This is a genomic window from Streptomyces sp. CLV115 (assembly GCF_038448545.1).
In the GTDB taxonomy this organism is placed as follows: domain Bacteria; phylum Actinomycetota; class Actinomycetes; order Streptomycetales; family Streptomycetaceae; genus Streptomyces; species Streptomyces sanglieri.
Map to the genome: position 1 here is coordinate 1 of NZ_JBCEWQ010000107.1, position 17316 is coordinate 17316.

The following is a 17316-nucleotide window of genomic DNA, read 5'->3' on the forward strand; positions in this document are numbered from 1 at the left end:
CCTACGCGTAGGCGCGGACGGCGACGACATGGGCCGACGGGGCCCCGTTGGTCGCCTCGACGACGATCCTCAGCGCCGTCGAGGTGACCGGCTCGTCCAGGGTGTGCACCTGGCGGCGCCGCCGGTTGTCCGTCGTGCGGGAGACGGTCCGCCAAATGCCGTCCGCGTCACGCGCCTCGACGCGGTAGTCCCGCAGCAGGGTGGGCAGCGTCTCGAAGGGCGTGCGGTGGTGGTGCAGGTTGATCAGGTCCTCGTTGACGTCGTCGTCGGCGAGCACGTCGATCCGCCCCAGGGTGACCGGCTGCGGCCAGGCCAGCTCCAGCCAGGCCCCGGCGCCGTCCCGGAGCGGCCCGGAGACCCACATGTGCGGACCGGCGTACGGGCGGGCATGGCCGTCCACGGCCTTGGCGGGGGCGTACGCGGCGGTCTCGCCCGCCCGGAAGCAGAAGGCGCGGCGCAGCAGACCGTCGTCGGTCCACTCGCGCAGCGGCTGCGGCGACTCCTGCTCCGGGCGCAGCGGAACGTAGGTGAAGCCGAGAACACCCGGGACCGGCCCGTCGGTGCTGTACAGGGCGAGATCCTCGTTCGCGCGTACGCGGACGAAGGCGTTGCGGGCGCTCCCGGGCGACCAGCGCAGCCCCGTCCCGACCCACTGCTTCGACCCGGCGGCGACCGGGACGGTGACGGAGCCGACGAGGCGGCGCGGGACGTAGTTCTGCCCGAGTTCCGGGTCGTACAGCTCGACCACGAGTTCGGTGTCCCGCTCGGCGTCGACGAGCAGTTCGAGGCCGGTCAGCCCGGGGTCGACGGGCAGCACCAGGCCGGCGTCGGCGGTCAGCGGCACGCGCTCCAGCAGTGCCTCGGCGTTGAGGTCCGTCAGCGTGGACGAGGCCGTGACGGTGGCGCTCAGGGCCAGGTCGTCCGGGTCGCTCGACGCCAGTCCGACGACGGAGGCGTCCTCCCGCAGCAGGGTGCGCTGCAGTTCGGATACGGGGAGTTCACGCGGGGTGACCTCCCCGGTGGCGCAGAGCGCGGCGGCGGTGCCGGCCGCCTGGCCGACGGTGGCGCAGGTCGCCATGACGCGGGTCGAGCCGAAGGCGACGTGGCTGGCGGAGATGTTGCGTCCGGCGAACAGCAGGTTCGTCGTGTTCACCGAGTACAGGCTGCGGTAGGGGATGTGGTAGATCCCGTCCGCGTAGCGCTGCTTGGCGCCGTCCCCGTCGGCGTACATGCCCTTGGGCGGATGCAGGTCGATGGACCAGCCGCCGAACGCGACCCGGTCGTCGAACTCGGTCTGGCCGAGGATGTCGCCCTGGTGGAGCACGTAGTCGCCGAGGAAGCGCCGGTACTCGCGCTTGCCGGGCACCGAACCCACCCACTCCAGCGTCATGTTCGCCGCGTCGAACTCGCCGGAGTTCTTGATGTGGTCCCAGATGCCGTGGATCACCGCCCACAGCTCATCACGGATGACATCGTTGTCATGTACCGTGTCCAGCTCGCCCCCGAACTCGATCCACCAGTACGCGCAGCCGTTGTCACCGGACTTGATGATGCGCCGCTGCGGGATGGAGGTCTCGGCGATGTTCCTGGCGAAGGACGGCGGCACGTACTTGACCGGGTGCCCGGCGTCCTTGGTGTAGAAGAGCAGGGTCGATCCCAGTGTGATGCGGTCGGCCTCCTCGGGCGCCCATGCCTCGTCGTACTCGGCGCGCGACTCCCGGCCGATGCGGTGCCGGGCGCCCGCCAGGTGGCCGATCAGGCCGTCCCCCGAGCAGTCCAGGAACATCTCGCTCTCGAAGCGGATGTGCCGCTCGGAACCCATCATCCAGCCGGTGACGGCGGTGATGTGCCGGGCGTCCTCGGGCCCCTCGGCATCCACTTCCCTGACATCGGTGTTGAGGTAGAGCGTGATCCCGGGCTCGGCCCGGACCGCGTCCAGGACGACCGTGTCCCAGTAGTACGGGTTCCCGTCCGGGTTGCGGAACTGGTTCTCGACGAAGAGCTCGCCCATGATGCCGCCCTCGCGGGCGTTGTGGTTGTTGCCGTGCGCGGTGGCGCCGACGACCCAGACCCGGACCTCGCTGCTGGAATTCCCGCCGAGTACCGGCCGGTTGTTGATGAGCGCCACGGTACGGCCCAGCCGGGCGGCGGCTATCGCCGCGCACACACCGGCCAGTCCGCCGCCGACGACGGTGATGTCGTGCCGTGCGGTTTCGCGCCTCATTGTTCACGTCCCATCGGGGTTGGTTTCGAGGCTGTGGAGAACATGCGGTGCACCGGTGAGGACAAGGGCTTCCTCCTTGCCTGCCGGTGCGGCAGGTCCCGCGGAGGCACGCGGAACCAGGCGGGAGCCTATCTCCACCGATGCCGTTCCGCCGCAGCTTCTTCGACCAACTTCCATCGTCCCGCGGGGCGTTCCTCCGGCCCTCCCGCCCGCTGTTCCGCTGTGCAGAACACGGACCCCGCTCCGGGCGGCGCGAAGGGGGCGGGCACCGGCCGCCCGCCCCCTCCGGTACGTCGGCGGATCAGCGCGTCAGCGCCACGGCCCCGTCACCGCGAACGTGGTCCCCGGCGTGTAGCAGTTCACGAACATCGTCCCGCCGTCCGGCGCGAAGGTGACCCCGGCGAACTCTCCCCACTCCGGCTTCTCGGGCGTCCCGATGTTCTGCCGGCCCCGGGCCATCGCGTACACCTCGCCGCGCCGCGTCAGCCCGAAGACATGCTGTGCGCCGCCGCCGTCCTCGCACACCATCAGCCCGCCGTCGGCGGCGAGAGTGATGTTGTCCGGGGACTCGCCCGGCAGTTGCACGTCGGTGCCGGGGCCGAAGACGATCACGAGGGTGAGACGGCGCCGCTTCGGCTCGTACCGCCACACCTGGCCGTAGTGGTCGGCGGCCGACCCCTCCGCGCTGTGCGCGAAGCTGGAGACGAAGTAGACCGAGGACCCGCCCCAGTAGCAGCCCTCCAGCTTCTGCGCGTGGGTGATGCCCCTGGGGCCGAAGTCCTGGAACCGGATCGGTGTCCCGGCGGCCAGCGGATCCGGTACCGGAACCCATTCGACGCGCTCGAAGCTCGCGCCGGTCTCCTGGACCACGGAGAGGTCGGGGACGTCCGGCACCCGCATGGCCTCCAGCCGGCCGCCGGCCCGCAGCGAGCCGGTACCGCCGAGCGGCTTGTCCGGCAGGAAGCGGTAGAAGAGCCCGAACGGCTTCTCGAACGCGTCCTCCGTCTCGTAGACGGTCCCGTTCGCCGGGTCGATCGCGATGGCCTCGTGCTGGAAGCGGCCCATCGCGGTGAGCGGCACGGCCCCCGTGCGGTGCGGATCGGCGCCGTCCACCTCGAAGATGAAGCCGTGGTCCTTGGTGTAGCCGTTGGTGCCCGCTCTGTCCTCGGTCTCCTCGCAGGTCAGCCAGGTGTTCCAGGGGGTGCGGCCACCCGCGCAGTTCACCGCCGTACCGGCGATGGCGACGCGCTCACCGAGGACGTTGTTGCGGCCGTCCAGCTCCAGGGCCGTACAGCCGCCCTTGCCCATCGGGTCGTAGGTGAGCCCCTCGACGACCGGGACCTGGAGCTTCGCGGTGACGCGGTTCTCGTGGTTGCGGACCAGGCGGACGTGTCCGTGGCGGCCCGCGAAGGCGGCCATGCCGTCGTGGTTGCTGGGGACCGGGCCCTCGCCGGAGCGGAGCGGGTCGCCCTCCCGGGACAGCACCCGGTAGCGGAAGCCCCTGGGAAGATCGAGCAGCCCGTCGGGGTCCGGCACCAGCGGGCCGTACCCGGCGTGTCCCCGGGCGGCCGCGGTGCCCGCGAAGAGTTCGGAGAACGCTCCGGTGAAGGCGACCGAGGCGATGGCCGCGCCGCTGCCGGCCAGGACCTGACGGCGGGTGGCGGCGGGGCGCGACGTTTCTGCGGTCGGTCGTGATGTCTCTGATGACATGGGGCAACTCCCTGCTGGCGGACAGGAGAAGTGACCCGCATGTGTGTACCACGCGCACAGCCGCGCGGGAACCATGCGGGTCACCGAGCCGCGGGTGTGTCCCGGGCCCCGAGTGGCCCCCGTGATCAGAGCAGCGAGGCGGAGAGCGTGATCGTCGTACCCGTCAGCGCCTGGCTGACCGGGCAGTTCGCCTTGGCGTCCTCGGCGGCCTTGACGAAGTCCGCCTCGTCGATGCCGGGCACCTCGCCCCGGACGGTGAGGTGGATGCCGGTGATGCCGGTGCCCGGCTGGAAGGTGACATCGGCCGTGGTGGTCAGCTGGGTCGACGGGGTGCCGGCCGAGGCCAGTCCGTGGGACAGCGCCATCGAGAAGCAGCTGGAGTGGGCCGCCGCGATGAGCTCCTCGGGAGAGGTCTTGCCGTTCGGCTTCTCCGCGCGGGACGGCCAGGAGACGTCGAACTCGCCGATGCCGGAGGAGTCGAAGGTGACGACACCCTTGCCCTCGATCAGGTTGCCTTCCCAGACCGTGTGGGCCTGGCGGGTGGTAGCCATGCTGGATCCCTTCAAACGGTGTGCGCGGTCGCTACGGGCGCCCCGGGGGCGCCTCGGGGTGGTACGTCCCCGAACCTACTGCGCCACCAGCCCCTTCGCGTCGCGCGCCAGCGCCGTCAGCCGGGAGATCGCCCGGAAGTACTTCTTCCGGTACCCGCCGTTCAGCATCTCTTCGCTGAACAGCCGGTCGAACGGCAGCCCGGAGGCGAGCACCGGGACCTCCCGGTCGTACAGCCGGTCGGCGAGGACGACGAGGCGCAGCGCGGTCGACTGGTCGGGGACCGGCTGGACCTCGGTGAGGCAGACCGCCCGCAGGCCGTCCGTCAGCGCGCCGTAGCGGCTCGGGTGGACCCGGGCGAGATGGCCGAGCAGTGAGGGGAAGTCGTCCAGACTGGCCCCTTCGGTGGCGTACGCCGCTCTGGTGACCTGCTCCTCGGAGTACGGCGGGGGCGCCTCGGGCAGCCCGCGGTGGCGGTAGTCCTCCCCGTCGATCCGCAGCGGGCGGAAGTGCGCGGACAGCCCCTGGATCTCCCGCAGGAAGTCCGCCGCGGCGAACCGGCCCTCGCCGAGCTTGCCGGGCAGCGTGTTGGAGGTGGCGGCGAGCGCGACCCCCGCCTCCACCAGCCTGCTCAGCAGCGACGACACCAGCACGGTGTCGCCCGGGTCGTCCAGCTCGAACTCGTCGATGCACAGCAGCCGGTGCCCGCTCAGCGTCTGCACGGTCTGCTGGAAGCCCAGCGCGCCGACCAGGTTCGTCAGCTCGACGAAGGTGCCGAACGCCTTCAGCGACGGGGCGGCGGGGGTGGCGTGCCAGAGGGAGGCCAGCAGATGGGTCTTGCCGACGCCGTAGCCGCCGTCGAGGTAGACCCCGAGCGGCGCGGACGGGGCCGCGGGCTTCCTGCTGAACCACTTGCGCTTGCCCGAGCCGCTGGCGTGCGCCCCGCCGAGTCCGGCCGCGAAGCCGCTCAGGACCTCGACCGCCCGGGTCTGGCTCGGCTGGTTCGGGTCCGGGTCGTACGTATCGAAGCGTACGGAGTCGAAGCGCGGCGGCGGCACCATCTCGGCGACCAGCCGGTCGGCGGGAACGCGGGGTTCGAGTGCGCAGAGGGACAGGGGGGCCGTTTCGGCTATGGGGCTCTGCCCCGGCACGGCTGTGGAGGACGACACAACTCTCAACCTTAAGCGCCGTGCCAGACTGCACGACATGCGACGCCTCTTCCCTGTGACCGACCCGACACCGGCCGACGACGGGGGGGAGTGGAGTCCGGACGCCCTGGCCGACGCCTACGCCTACCCCGAGCAGGACGGCCCCTGGCTGCGCGCCAACATGGTCTCGACGCTCGACGGGGCCGCCCAGCACGACGGCCGCTCGCAGCCGATCTCCTGCGAGAGCGACATGCGGATCTTCGGCACCCTGCGCGGTCTGGCGGACGTGGTCCTCGCCGGCGCGGAGACGGTACGCCTGGAGGGCTACCGTCCGGCCAGGGCCCGTGAGGTGTTCGCCGCCCGCCGGGCCGCGGCGGGGCAGGGGCCCGCCCCCGCGATCGCCGTGGTGAGCGGCAGCCTGGACCTCGACTTCTCCCTGCCGCTCTTCACCCGGCCGCTCGTCCCGACCCTCGTGCTGACCGGCGCCGGGGCCCCGCCGGGCCGGATCGAGGAGGCGCGCCGGGCGGGCGCCGAGGTGGTGGTCGCGGGGGAGGGTTCCCGGGTGGACCCCGCCAGGGCCGTTCGGGAACTGGCGGACCGGGGGTTCAAGCGGCTGCTGACCGAGGGCGGCCCCAGGATGCTGGGTCAGTTCGTGGCCGCCGGGGTGCTGGACGAGCTCTGTCTGACCCTCTCGCCGATGATGACCGCCGGGGACGCGCAGCGGATCGCGGGTGGTCCGTCGGTGGCCTTGCCAAAACGATTCGCCCTGACATCGATGCTGGAAGAGGCCGGGTTCCTCTTCACTCGGTACCGTCGGAGCTGACATTCAGCGGAATTTGCCGTTCCGGTTAGCTTCCGGTGGGCACAATTACTCTCGCAGACCCCGTGCGAGCACGGGGAAGGATGGTTTCAGCAGTGATCGGCGACGGTCACTGAAGCAGAAGGGCACCCGTGGTGTTCACCAGCGTTTTGATGATCGAGAAGCCCCTCACCTCCGAGGACGTCGACTTCGTCACCACCCTGCACGGGGAGGAGCAGACCTCCTTCGTCGTGCTCATGCAGCCGCGCGGTGACCAGGCCGATGTGCTGCTGCGGGCGATCGACGACCTGGCGATGGGCGAACTCAAGGAAGCCGCCAGGGAGAGCGAGGAGCCGGAGGGCAAGAACGCCAGACAGCCCGCCGAACTGGCGCTCGAAGTGTCCCTGGAGGCGCTCCGGCAGGCCGGGTCCGAAGCGGTCGGACAGGTGATCGAGGACCACCCCCTGGACCTGCTGAAGTCCGTGGTCGACGACGCGGAGGCGGACGAGGTCATCGTGCTGACCGCGCCGCACTACGTCGAGGAGTTCTTCCACCGCGACTGGGCCTCCAGGGCCCGTCACAAGGTCGGCGTACCGGTGCTCAAGCTCTTCGCGCACAGCGAATAGGCTGGGCGGGCACCTCGTACCGACCCCGGTACCCGCATCGACCTCTGGGAGACACACGCATGGCACCCGGTATTCCTGCCGCCATGGAACGGCCGCACTTCATCGGCATCGGCGGCGCCGGGATGTCGGGCATCGCGAAGATCCTCGCCCAGCGCGGCGCCAAGGTCGCGGGCAGTGACGCCAAGGAGTCGGGTACAGCCGAGGCACTGCGGGCGCTGGGGGCGACCGTCCACATCGGGCACGCCGCCGGACATCTGGCGGACGACGCCTCGTGCGTCGTCGTCTCCAGCGCCATCCGCGCCGACAACCCGGAGCTGCTGCGCGCCGCCGAGCTGTCGGTCCCCGTCGTCCACCGCTCCGACGCGCTCGCCTCGCTCATGGGCGGGCTGCGCGCCATCGCGGTGGCCGGTACGCACGGCAAGACGACCACCACGTCGATGCTGGCCGTCGCCCTGACCGAGCTGGACCTCGGCCCGTCGTACGCCATCGGGGGCGACCTCGCCGGCCCCGGCACCAACGCGGCGCACGGCGAGGGCGCGATCTTCGTCGCCGAGGCGGACGAGAGCGACCGCAGCTTCCAGAAGTACGACCCCGAGGTCGCGATCGTCCTCAACGTCGAGCTGGACCACCACGCGAACTACGCCTCGATGGACGAGATCTACGAGTCGTTCGAGGCGTTCGCCGGCAAGATCGTCCCCGGCGGCACCCTGGTGATCTCCGCCGACCAGGCCGGCGCCGTCGAGCTGACGGCGCGGGTCCGGTCCCTCTCCTCGCTGAACGTCGTCACCTATGGCGAGTCCGAGGCCGCCGACGTCCGCGTCCACAGGATCACCCCGCGCGGACTGACCAGCGAGGTCACGGTCGTCCTGAACGGCAAGTACCTCACGTTCACGGTGTCCGTGCCCGGCCGCCACTACGCCCTCAACGCGGTGGCGGCCCTCGCCGCCGGTGTCGCCCTCGGCGTCCCGGCGCACAACCTGGCCTCGGCCCTCGGCAAGTACACCGGGGTCAAGCGCCGCCTCCAGCTCAAGGGCGAGGCGGCGGGCGTGCAGGTCATCGACTCGTACGCGCACCACCCCACCGAGATGACCGCGGACCTCGAAGCGATGCGCGGCGCCGCGTCGGAGGCCCGCCTCCTGGTCGTCTTCCAGCCCCACCTCTTCTCCCGCACCCAGGAGCTGGGCACCGAGATGGGCCAGGCCCTCGCGCTGGCCGACGCCTCCGTGGTGCTGGACATCTACCCGGCCCGCGAGGACCCGATCCCCGGCATCACCAGCGACCTGATCATCGACGCCGCACGGGCCGCGGGTGCCGATGTCACCGCCGTCCACGACAAGGCCGCGGTCCCCGGGACCGTCGCGGGAATGGCGAAGCCCGGCGATCTCGTTCTCACCATGGGAGCGGGCGACGTCACCGACCTCGGCCCGCAGATCCTGGACCACCTGTCGAGCTGAGGGAGCGACGTGTCGTACGACATCGAGAAGCCGGACGAGCAGTGGCGGGCGGAGCTGACCCCGGCCGAGTACGCGGTCCTGCGCCAGGCCGGCACCGAACCCGCCTTCGTCGGCGAATACACCGACACCAGGACCACAGGCGTCTACTCCTGCCGCGCCTGCGGCGCCGACCTGTTCCGCTCGGACACCAAGTTCGAGTCGCACTGCGGCTGGCCGTCCTTCTACGACCCGAAGGACAGTGACGCGGTCGAACTGATCCAGGACCGCAGCCACGGCATGGTCCGCACGGAGGTCCGCTGCGCACGCTGCGGATCGCACCTCGGCCATGTCTTCGAGGGCGAGGGCTACCCCACCCCCACGGACCAGCGGTACTGCATCAACTCGATCTCGCTGCGGCTGGCCCCGGACGAGGGCTGAGACAGGCAGGAACGGCGGGGTCAGTGCACGTCCCTGCGCATCGGCACCAGGACCGCGACGAACGCAGCGACCAGCGCGTACCCGGCGAGCAGCAGCGCGCCGCCGACGGGGGAGAGCAGCGGCACCGGGCCGGTCGCCAGCTCGGCGGCCATCGTGTCCGCCACATAGCTGAAGCCGGTCAGGGACGCCGTGGCGCCGCCGGGCAGCAGCGGGTAGAGCAGCTTGACGCCCGGGATCATCATCAGCAGGTACTCGCCCGCGTACAGATAGCCGACGACGACGGCCAGCGCCGCGACCTGATGCCGGATCAGCGCCCCGGCGGCCACGCCCAGCAGGGTGTACACCGCCATCGCCACCGCCGGCCGGGCGAGCAGCCCCAGCACCTCGCCGGTGTCCGTGCCCGGCGTCACCCCGCGCACCGCCACGCCTCCGAAGAAGGCGGCCGCCGCGGTGCCGGTGAGCACCAGCCCGTACAGCAGACCCGCGACGCCGTACACGACGAGCTTGGCGCTCAGCACCCGACCGCGCCGCGGGACGTGCAGAAAGGTGTACGTGGCGGTGCGGTGGCGGTACTCCGACGTCATCGCCAGGGTGCCGAGCGCGGCCGGCAGGAAAACCGTGAAGCTCAGCATCCCGAGCACGGAGCGGACGCCGGCCTCGGTGTCCAGGCCGGGCGCGGGCGGATCGAAGTTCTCCGGGCCGACCAGCGTCATGACGCCCACCATGCCGCCGCCGAGGACCACGGCCGCCAGGAGCGCCCACAGTGGGAGTCGGGTGGCGGTCAGCCGCCGGAACTCCGCCTTGACCAGTGCGTTCATCACCGTGCCGCCTTCTCGTCCGTCGCTGCCCGCGGCCGGTCGTGGCCGTCCGCTCCGTCGTCCCCCGCCAGCCGGAGGAAGAGCTGCTCCAGGCCGGTCTCGGCGGTCAGCCCGTGGACCCGCAGCCGTTCGGCGGCGGCCAGATCGGCGACGGCGCCGTCCGTCATCCCGTACACGCGCAGGCTTCCGTCCGCCATGAGGTCCACCCGGTCCGCCGTCCCGTCCCGCGTGGTGCCGCGCAGCAGTGCGGCGCGCAGCTCCGCCGCGTCCGGGGAGCGGACCAGCACCGTGCCCGGCGACGTCCGCCCGATCTCCGCCAGGGGGCCCGCCGCCACCAGCCGGCCCCTGCGGATCACGACGACGTCCTCGACGGTCTGCTGCATCTCGCTCAGCACATGGCTGGAGACCAGCACGGTGCGCCCCTCGGCGGCCAGTCCGCGCAGCAGGGCGCGCAGCCAGGCGACGCCTTCCGGATCGAGCCCGTTGCCCGGCTCGTCCAGCAGCAGCACCCGCGGGTCGCCCAGCAGCGCGGTGGCGAGCGAGAGCCGTTGCCGCATGCCCGTGGAGAAGGTGCGGGTCGGGCGGTCCGCCACCTCGGCGAGTCCCAGCCGGGTCAGCAACCGGTCGACCCGTTCGGCCGGATGGCCGCCCATGGTGCGGTAGATGTGCAGATGGTCCCGTGCCGAATGGCCGGGGTGGACCGCGGAGGCGTCGAGTACGGCGCCCACGGTGGCGGAGGGCCTGGGCAGGTCCACGTACCGCCTGCCGCCGATGGTGGCGGTGCCGGAGGTGGGGGCCACCAGGCCGAGGATCATCCGCATCGTCGTGCTCTTGCCCGCGCCGTTGGGGCCGAGGAAGCCCGTCACGACGCCCGGCCGCACGGTGAAGCTCAGGTCGTCGACGGCCCGGACCGCGCCGTATCGCTTGGTCAGCCCGCTGATCTCCAGGTGCGGGCCCTGCGGCCGTCCGCTCATCGCCGGCCCCCCACCCGCTGCTCGATCAGCCGCGCGGCCTGCGGTGCCTCGTCGAGCGAGAGGACCAGCTCGTCGAAGTCGCCGCCGGCGGCGGCGCGGTCCAGTTCCACGCGCAGTCCCGGCCGGCCCCGGTAGGCGGCCACGAGCTGACGAGGGCCGACGACCAGTCCCCATACGCCGATCTTGGCGATCCCGGCGGCGTGCAGACCCTTGCGGGTGCCGTGGGCGGCGCGCAGGGGGTTGTCGACGACGGTCACCCGGCGGACCGCGGCGAGCGGGACGGTCAGGGAGCCGCGCCGGGTCCAGGTGCGCTCGCGACCGCTGAAATCGATGGTGAGGCCGGTGTCGGAGATGTTCATCAGTGCCATGGGATTCCCCCTCCTTCGGGGGCCCGGGTGGGGCCCCTGGGCAGTCGCGCAGTCGCCGCGCCTGCCACATCCGCCATGAGCGTCTGTTCTATTAGATGTATAGCAGATAGGATTGGGGTGTGTACCTAGTGCTCGACCTCGACAGCGAGGTGCCGATCTATCAGCAGATCCGGGACCGGGTGGTGGAAGCCATCGCGGAAGGCGCTCTGGCGCCCGGTGCCGGACTCCCGTCCACCAGGCAGCTGGCCGTCGATCTGGCGATCAACTTCCACACCGTCAACAAGGCCTATGACCTGCTACGACGCGAAGGGATCATCCGCGTCAACCGCAAGAGCGGCGCGGCGGTCCGGTCCGACGTCAAACAGCCGTCGGACGAACTGCGGGCCGGTGTCGACTGGGAGGCGCGCATGCGCACCCTCCTGGCCGAGCTGGATGTCCGCGGGATCCCGAGGCAGGAGGTGACACGCCATGTCGACACGGTCCTGGACGGCTTCCCCGGGCGGCCGGACGAGACGCCCTGACCCGTGGGACCGCCCCGAGAAGCAGCTCGCGGATTCGGAAGACCGCGCCGGATCCCGGCGCGACACCCCGCCCCGCCGGAATCAGTGAAGTGACATGAACGGACAGGTGAACACCTTGCTGGTCGACGCAGCTCTCAACTTCGGCATGCTCGTGCTGCTGAGCGCCGTCCTGTACGCCGCCCCCAGCCCGCTCCTCAATCCCGCCGCCGTCCCCTTCGGCGTACGTGTACCGCCGGACAAGGCGCGCGCCGCCGCCGTCGAGGAACAGCGCCACCACTACCGCGGCGCGATCCTCGTCGCCGCGGCGGTCGTCACCGTGCTCGCCTCGGCGCTCGGCGCGGCCCTCGGCACCCTCACCGCCGGAGCCGTCGGCTCCCTGCTGCTCTGCGCCTTCGCCGCCGCCCTGTGGGTACGGGCCCATCGCGGCATAGCCCGCGCGAAGGCGGACGGCGGCTGGTACGAAGACACCCGGCAGGGCGCCGTCATGGACACCTCACTGCGCACCGACCCGGTCCGCTTCCCCTGGTACTGGACCGTCCCCGCGCTCGTCGTGATCGCCGTCAGCGTCGCCGCCGGCGTCATCGTCTACCCCGGTCTGCCCGACCGCATCTCGATGCCCCGGCGCTCGGCCGGCGGCACGGTCTACGAGTCCTACCCGACCACCGTGTGGACGGCCTTCGGCCTCGTCCTGTGCCAGGTGCTGCTCACCCTCGTCGTCGCCGCCGTGGTCGCCGGACTGCTGCGCGCCCGCGCCGACCTCGATGTGGCACGCCCCGCGGCCGCCGCCGCCCGGTATCGCCGCTACCTCGTCTTCACGGCCCGCTCCATGATGGGCATCGCCGCACTGCTGAACCTCATGCTGCTCGGGCTGTCCGCGCTGATGTGGAGCGATACCCGCTCCACGCCTCTGACCTGGGCCGTCACCGGCGTGCCGCTCGTCGCGGTGCTCGCCCTGGTCGTCTGCCTCACCCTGCGCGTGGGGCCGGCCGGCAGCAGGCTGCGGGCGCCCGCGGGCGAGGAGGACACCGGTCTGGTCCCGCGTGACGACGACCGCTTCTGGCGGGGCGCCGGCACCGTCTACGTCAATGCCGACGACCCCGCGGTAATGGTGCCCAAGCGGGTCGGCATCGGCTGGACGGTCAACCTCGGCAACCCCCGGTTCCTGATCGCCGCGGCCGCGGTCCTCGCCGTCGCGGCGGGAGCGGCCGTCGTGCGGGCCGTGCTGTGAGGCAGGGCTGTGACGTGGTGATGTGACGTGGTGCTGTGAGGCAGGGCTGTGACGCGGTGTCGCGAGGCAGAGCTGCGACGCGGTGATGTGACGTTGTGCTGTGACGCAGTGCTCCGCGCCGGGGGCGGCCGTCGGCCGTCAGCCCTCGTCCTCGGCGCTCTCCGGCTTCAGCAGCGGATGGGCGACTCCCGGGAACACCCGGGCCCGCACGACCGGCTCCGCGGATCCGCCCCGGACCACCGTCTCGGCGACACCCCACGGCCGTCCGTGCAGCACCACGGTCAGGATGTACGAGGACGCACAGCCCATGCAGTCGTACCGGTCGGCCCAGGTCTCCACGTCCGTGACGCTGCCCGGGTAACGCGCCACGTGCCGGTGCAGCGCGTGGCAGCGCTCGCACCGCTCGCCGGGCTCGCAGGTGCCGCCGCAGGGACACGGGACGTCGAGCGTGTCCGCGGGGTGCCAGCGCTGGGTGAGGACGGCCTCGCGCGTGGCACCCATGTCCTTCATGGCCTTCAGATTGCGGGCCGCGACGTTGTACGACTCGCCGGTCGCGGCCATCCGGTCCCGGATGACGTCCTTGCGTCCGCGGTTCGTCGTCATCTGTTCCTCCTGGGGGTGTCACGCAGCCCGCCGGGAGCGCACGAGATCGATATGTCACACGGTACCGGTCACCCAGGACGGGTCACGACTTCCGTGTCCCGTCCGGGAAGGGCCGAGAGGGCCTCTCATGACCGCCGGACCCGTGCCGCCAGCCTGTTGCCGAGCCGTCTGCGGAAGCCGTCCGGCCGGTTCCACGCCCGGAACGCCTCCGCCGTACGGCTGCTGCCCGCCCGCTCGGCCGCCTCCTCCACCGCCGTCACCTCGCCGGCGGACAGCCCGCGCACCACCGGACGCAGCACCTCCTCCAGCAGCGCCGCCCGGGTCTCGCTCCAGGCACGGCCCGCGTGCGGATGGGAACTCCAGACGGTGAAGCAGTCCGCGGCATAGGCCGGATCGGAGCGCAGCCGGGCGAGCACCGCGTCCCGGCGGGCGGCGCTGCCGTAGGCCGCGATGAGGTCCGGATCGTCGCAGTGGACGAACGCGTACAGCTCCGCCTCGGGCCGGTCCGGGTCGAGCAACCGCCCGGCCAGGGCGCCGAACGCCTGCTCGCGCACGCCCGGCTCCAGCGGTTCGGCCCCGGCACACAGCGTCCGGGCCTGCTCCGCCCAGCCGGGCCCCGCCGCCCCCGACCGGAGGTCCCGCGCGAACTCCAGGAGGTGCAGCGCACCGCGCGCCCGCGCGTCGATCTCCTGCGGGAACCCGCGCAACAGGTCATGGGCGAGCTCGGGGCCTTCCGGTTCGTCGGCGGAGGCACCGAGCGCCGCCGCGACGAGAACGGACCACGTACCGGCCGTACGATGCGCGTCGGACGTGCTCCCGGCCAGCAGCAGCCGGGCCTCGCCCACCGTGGGGACGTCGTCGCCCCAGACCAGACCCACCGCCGTGCGCAGCACCAGCGGCTCGGTGAACGGTGACATGCCACCGGCCCGCAGCACCGCGTTCAACACCTTCCCCCGGTCGTCGCCGCCCCCGGCCCTGGCGTCCGGCGCAGCCGCGCACATCCGCAGATGCGGCAGCGCCTGGGCCCCGGTGAACGGCAGCGCGACCCCGGCCAGCAACCGCTCCGTCGCCGGCGGGTCCTGCGGTGCGATCCGGTCCAGCTCACCGAGGAGCGCCGTACGGACATCGAACTGCTCGTCCAACAGGTCGAGCAGCACCGGCCCGAAGCCGCCCACCCCTTCGTCCAGCAAGGACCGCGCCATCCGGCTCACGACGGCGGGGAGCAACTCCGCGCAGTCCACGTCGAGCAGCCGCGCGATCCTCAGCAACTGCACGGTGCGCCCCACGCTCCGCCCGGGCAAGCCGTCCGGGACGACCGGCCCGCCGGAGGCCAGTTCGGCGCGCAGATCGTCGCCGACGGCCTCGACCAGTGCCGCGGCGACGCGTTCCCCGCCCGGCTCGGCGAAGACCGAGCGCCCCGGGGGAGCCACGGAGACATCACCCCCGTAGACCGCCACCGTCACCAGCAGGGCACCGAGCGAGCCCGTTACGGCGGCCGGGGCCCTTCCATCGAGCGCGGTCAACAACCGGGCCACGGCGGCGAGTTCATGAGGCGTGCGATCGATGTCGGGGTCGGTCAGGGCATCGGCGAGCCGGTGGGTGCGTTCCTCGTCCAGCGCGTACGGCCGCTCGGCCGCCCACTCGGCCGCCGCAGCCCGCCCGGCCGCCCCGAGCGGAACGCCCGCGCAGAGCGCTGTCACGGCGAGCGGTCCGGCGGCGAACGGCCCGCCGGGCAGTTCGGCCGCCGCCCGGAACAACTCCGGGGACCGGTTCCGCCAGATCCTGGCGCAGGTCTCGGCCCAGGCGTCGTCCACCGGCCCGCCCGGCCGGGCGCCCGCGCAGTCGCGCACCCGCAGCGGCCCGGTCCCCGAGCCCTTGGAGCCCTCCGGTGGCGGGGCATCCTGTGGCAGTACTCCGACGACCTGGTGCGGGGAGTGCGCCGGGCGGCGGGTGTACGTCGTGAACGTCAGCCGGTGCGCGTCGTCCGGCGGCAGCACGGCCGAGGCGAGGGCGATCCACCTGGCCACATCCGCACTGTGCCGCTCCACCAGCACCAGGCGTCCCGCCGACGGGTCCTCGCACACCCGGCGCAGGTCGGCGAAGACCGCCGCCAGCCAGGGACTCCGGGAGACCGCGAAGTCGTTCAGGGCCTCGGGGCCGAAGGCGGCGGAGGCGGGCAGCGTGGATATCCGCTCGGGAGTGCCGCCGTCCGGCGGGGTCGAGGCCCAGTTCGGCGACCGCCAGGCGGTGATCGGCAGGGCATCGCCCGGCAGTCGCGTACCGGCCTCCAGATGCACCGCGTGCGCGTGGAACCCGAGGGTGCCGTGACCGGCGTACGCCACCGTGCGGGACAGCAGGTGTCCGCCGTCCGGCAGTGCGCTGAAGCTGAACGCCTCCGGGAGGGAACGGAGTTGGTCGGGAGTCGGCCGGTGCGGGGCGTCGGCGGGCGGATCGTAGCGAAGGAGCTGTTCGGCCTCGGCCAGCACCTGCGTGGGCAGTCCTGTGCCGACAGCGGTGAAGTGCGCGCCGCTGCCGCCCCCGTCGTCGTCCGCAGAGGCAGCGGAAGCAGCAGAAGCAGAGGTGTAGTGCAACTGCGCGAGACTCATGCGTCGGGCCCTCTTCGTCCTTGCCGCAGAACTCCCCGTGCCCCTCGGGGCGGACCGTACGACGCACGGCGACGACCCCGGCGGGAGGCGGAAACCGCGATCGCGGGAGCGACGCTATCAAGGCGTGCGCCTCGCCCGCGCGCCACGCCGAACGGCCGTGCCGCGCACCGGAATCGCTCCGGTGCACGACACGGTGTCTCAGACGCGCGCGGTGCCCACCGCGTACATGACGAAGCCGGTCCGGGCGGTGGGGGAGAGCGCGAGCCGCGGGCCCTGCTCGGCCTTGGAATCGTGCGGGACGGGCCAACCGCCTGTCCCGCACCCGCCGATGGAGCCGGGTCCGTCAGTCGGCGAGGACCCAGCCGGCCCAGAGGCTGCCGCTCGGCCTGCACTTGTAGTCGTAGACGTTCGAGGCGGCCAGGTAGTACGACGCCCGCTGGTCGCAACGGGGCTTCGCCGAGAAGTACTCGCCGGTCTCCTGCCAGGTCGCCGCCACGGTGGCGGAAGCGCTCCGGGAGTCAGCGGGTGCGGCGGCGGCCTGGGCCGGGGGGCGACGACTCCCCCGAGCAGCAGAGCGGCACCCATTGCTGTGCCGGCAAGGACATGGCTGATACGCATGACGCGTTCCTCATCTCTTGTGTGCGTTGCGGGTTCCCGACGCGGTGCCGGAAACCGTCTCGGAGCGACACGGACACGGCCGGACGGCCCCGACTCCCCCTTGTCCCGGCCGTCCGACCGCATCCGGGTCGGGCGGCCTACGGCCAGGGATGAACCGAACCGAGTTCGTGCTCGCTCACGGACAAGAGTGGCCGGGCGGCGCATCGGCGATCGACGTGATTTGACCTGGCCCGAATAACGACATCCCGGACAGGCTCTGTGCGCGGCCTGCTCCTGATCCCTCGGTCTTCGGGGCGGTGTACCCCGCGCTGGACGACAGGGCCGAACCCCAGCCGTGGCTGACCTACCCCGTCGGCCTCCGCGACACCGATCACTTTCCGTCCCGCATCGGCACCGCGCGAACCCTCACCGTTTCCGGCTCGCTGACGGCCCTTCTCGGCCATACCCGCGCCGTGGTGCTGTGGACCATTGCCGACCGTCCTGGCTGCACCACCACCGAACTCGCCCGCCACGCCGGTATCTCCCCGGCCGGCGCCAGCCAGCACGCGACCGTCCTCCGTGCCGCGGGCCTCACCCGCACCACCCGGCATCACAACACTGCGCTCCACACCATCACTCCCGCAGGTCACAACCTCCTCAACCACGGTTCTTGA

The 17316-nt window shown here is 72.1% G+C and carries 17 protein-coding genes; 7 read left to right on the plus strand and 10 right to left on the minus strand.

The window, feature by feature from the left end; translation table 11 throughout:
• Position 1: 1 nt before the first annotated feature.
• The 4 genes from AADR41_RS29055 to zapE form a co-directional block, all read right to left on the minus strand.
• Positions 2–2224 (minus strand): FAD-dependent oxidoreductase, encoded by a 2223-nt coding sequence (locus AADR41_RS29055; protein WP_342284370.1) that lies wholly within the window; start codon positions 2222–2224, stop codon positions 2–4.
• 309 nt (positions 2225–2533) lie between these two features.
• Positions 2534–3934 carry an alkaline phosphatase PhoX gene (locus tag AADR41_RS29060; RefSeq protein WP_342284371.1) on the minus strand — a complete coding sequence of 467 codons (1401 nt, stop codon included), beginning with the start codon at positions 3932–3934 and terminating at the stop codon, positions 2534–2536.
• A 125-nt stretch (positions 3935–4059) separates the two neighbouring features.
• Positions 4060–4485, minus strand: a complete 426-nt coding sequence (locus AADR41_RS29065) for an OsmC family protein (protein WP_342284372.1) — start codon at positions 4483–4485, stop codon at positions 4060–4062.
• A 75-nt stretch (positions 4486–4560) separates the two neighbouring features.
• The gene (zapE, locus tag AADR41_RS29070) at positions 4561–5652 is read right to left on the minus strand and encodes a cell division protein ZapE (protein ID WP_342284373.1); all 1092 of its coding nucleotides are present in this window, start codon (positions 5650–5652) and stop codon (positions 4561–4563) included.
• 37 nt (positions 5653–5689) lie between these two features.
• Here zapE and AADR41_RS29075 point away from each other — a divergent pair, with 37 nt between their 5' ends.
• The 4 genes from AADR41_RS29075 (at position 5690) to msrB (ending at position 8927) form a co-directional block, all read left to right on the plus strand.
• On the plus strand, positions 5690–6454 hold the full coding sequence (locus AADR41_RS29075; protein WP_342284374.1) for a pyrimidine reductase family protein: 765 nt from the start codon (positions 5690–5692) through the stop codon (positions 6452–6454).
• Positions 6455–6603: 149 nt separating this feature from the next.
• Positions 6604–7056 carry an indole-3-glycerol phosphate synthase gene (locus AADR41_RS29080; protein ID WP_342284400.1) on the plus strand — a complete coding sequence of 151 codons (453 nt, stop codon included), beginning with the start codon at positions 6604–6606 and terminating at the stop codon, positions 7054–7056.
• Positions 7057–7115: 59 nt separating this feature from the next.
• Complete coding sequence (gene murC / locus AADR41_RS29085; RefSeq protein ID WP_342284375.1) at positions 7116–8510, plus strand: UDP-N-acetylmuramate--L-alanine ligase; 1395 nt, start codon at positions 7116–7118, stop codon at positions 8508–8510.
• Between the two features lie 9 nt (positions 8511–8519).
• Complete coding sequence (gene msrB, locus AADR41_RS29090) at positions 8520–8927, plus strand: peptide-methionine (R)-S-oxide reductase MsrB (protein ID WP_342284376.1); 408 nt, start codon at positions 8520–8522, stop codon at positions 8925–8927.
• Between the two features lie 20 nt (positions 8928–8947).
• Here the strand turns inward: msrB and AADR41_RS29095 are convergent, their stop codons facing one another.
• The 3 genes from AADR41_RS29095 to AADR41_RS29105 are packed head-to-tail and all read right to left on the minus strand — an operon-like array spanning position 8948 to position 11087.
• A complete protein-coding gene (locus AADR41_RS29095) occupies positions 8948–9745 on the minus strand; it encodes an ABC transporter permease (protein ID WP_342284377.1) in 798 nt (265 codons plus the stop codon).
• Positions 9745–10719, minus strand: coding sequence for an ABC transporter ATP-binding protein (locus tag AADR41_RS29100; protein ID WP_342284378.1), 975 nt, complete (start codon positions 10717–10719; stop codon positions 9745–9747). The genes AADR41_RS29095 and AADR41_RS29100 overlap by 1 nt, the downstream gene beginning before the upstream one ends.
• Positions 10716–11087 carry a hypothetical protein gene (locus AADR41_RS29105; RefSeq protein ID WP_342284379.1) on the minus strand — a complete coding sequence of 124 codons (372 nt, stop codon included), beginning with the start codon at positions 11085–11087 and terminating at the stop codon, positions 10716–10718. Before AADR41_RS29105 ends, AADR41_RS29100 begins: the two co-directional genes overlap by 4 nt.
• A gap of 119 nt (positions 11088–11206) precedes the next feature.
• On the opposite strand from AADR41_RS29105, the gene AADR41_RS29110 reads away from it, so the two are divergent.
• Positions 11207–11608, plus strand: coding sequence for a GntR family transcriptional regulator (locus tag AADR41_RS29110; RefSeq protein ID WP_317865998.1), 402 nt, complete (start codon positions 11207–11209; stop codon positions 11606–11608).
• 94 nt (positions 11609–11702) lie between these two features.
• Positions 11703–12836: a DUF5808 domain-containing protein gene (locus AADR41_RS29115; protein ID WP_342284380.1), complete on the plus strand. Its 1134-nt coding sequence runs from the start codon at positions 11703–11705 to the stop codon at positions 12834–12836.
• 138 nt (positions 12837–12974) lie between these two features.
• Here AADR41_RS29115 and AADR41_RS29120 read toward each other — a convergent pair whose 3' ends face one another.
• From AADR41_RS29120 to AADR41_RS29130, 3 genes are all read right to left on the minus strand, one after another.
• Positions 12975–13439 (minus strand): hypothetical protein, encoded by a 465-nt coding sequence (locus AADR41_RS29120; RefSeq protein WP_342284381.1) that lies wholly within the window; start codon positions 13437–13439, stop codon positions 12975–12977.
• Positions 13440–13564: 125 nt separating this feature from the next.
• On the minus strand, positions 13565–16045 hold the full coding sequence (locus tag AADR41_RS29125; RefSeq protein WP_342284382.1) for a GTPase-associated protein 1-related protein: 2481 nt from the start codon (positions 16043–16045) through the stop codon (positions 13565–13567).
• Between the two features lie 343 nt (positions 16046–16388).
• Positions 16389–16541 carry a hypothetical protein gene (locus AADR41_RS29130; RefSeq protein WP_342284383.1) on the minus strand — a complete coding sequence of 51 codons (153 nt, stop codon included), beginning with the start codon at positions 16539–16541 and terminating at the stop codon, positions 16389–16391.
• Positions 16542–16959: 418 nt separating this feature from the next.
• Here AADR41_RS29130 and AADR41_RS29135 point away from each other — a divergent pair, with 418 nt between their 5' ends.
• Positions 16960–17316, plus strand: coding sequence for a winged helix-turn-helix domain-containing protein (locus AADR41_RS29135; protein WP_342284384.1), 357 nt, complete (start codon positions 16960–16962; stop codon positions 17314–17316).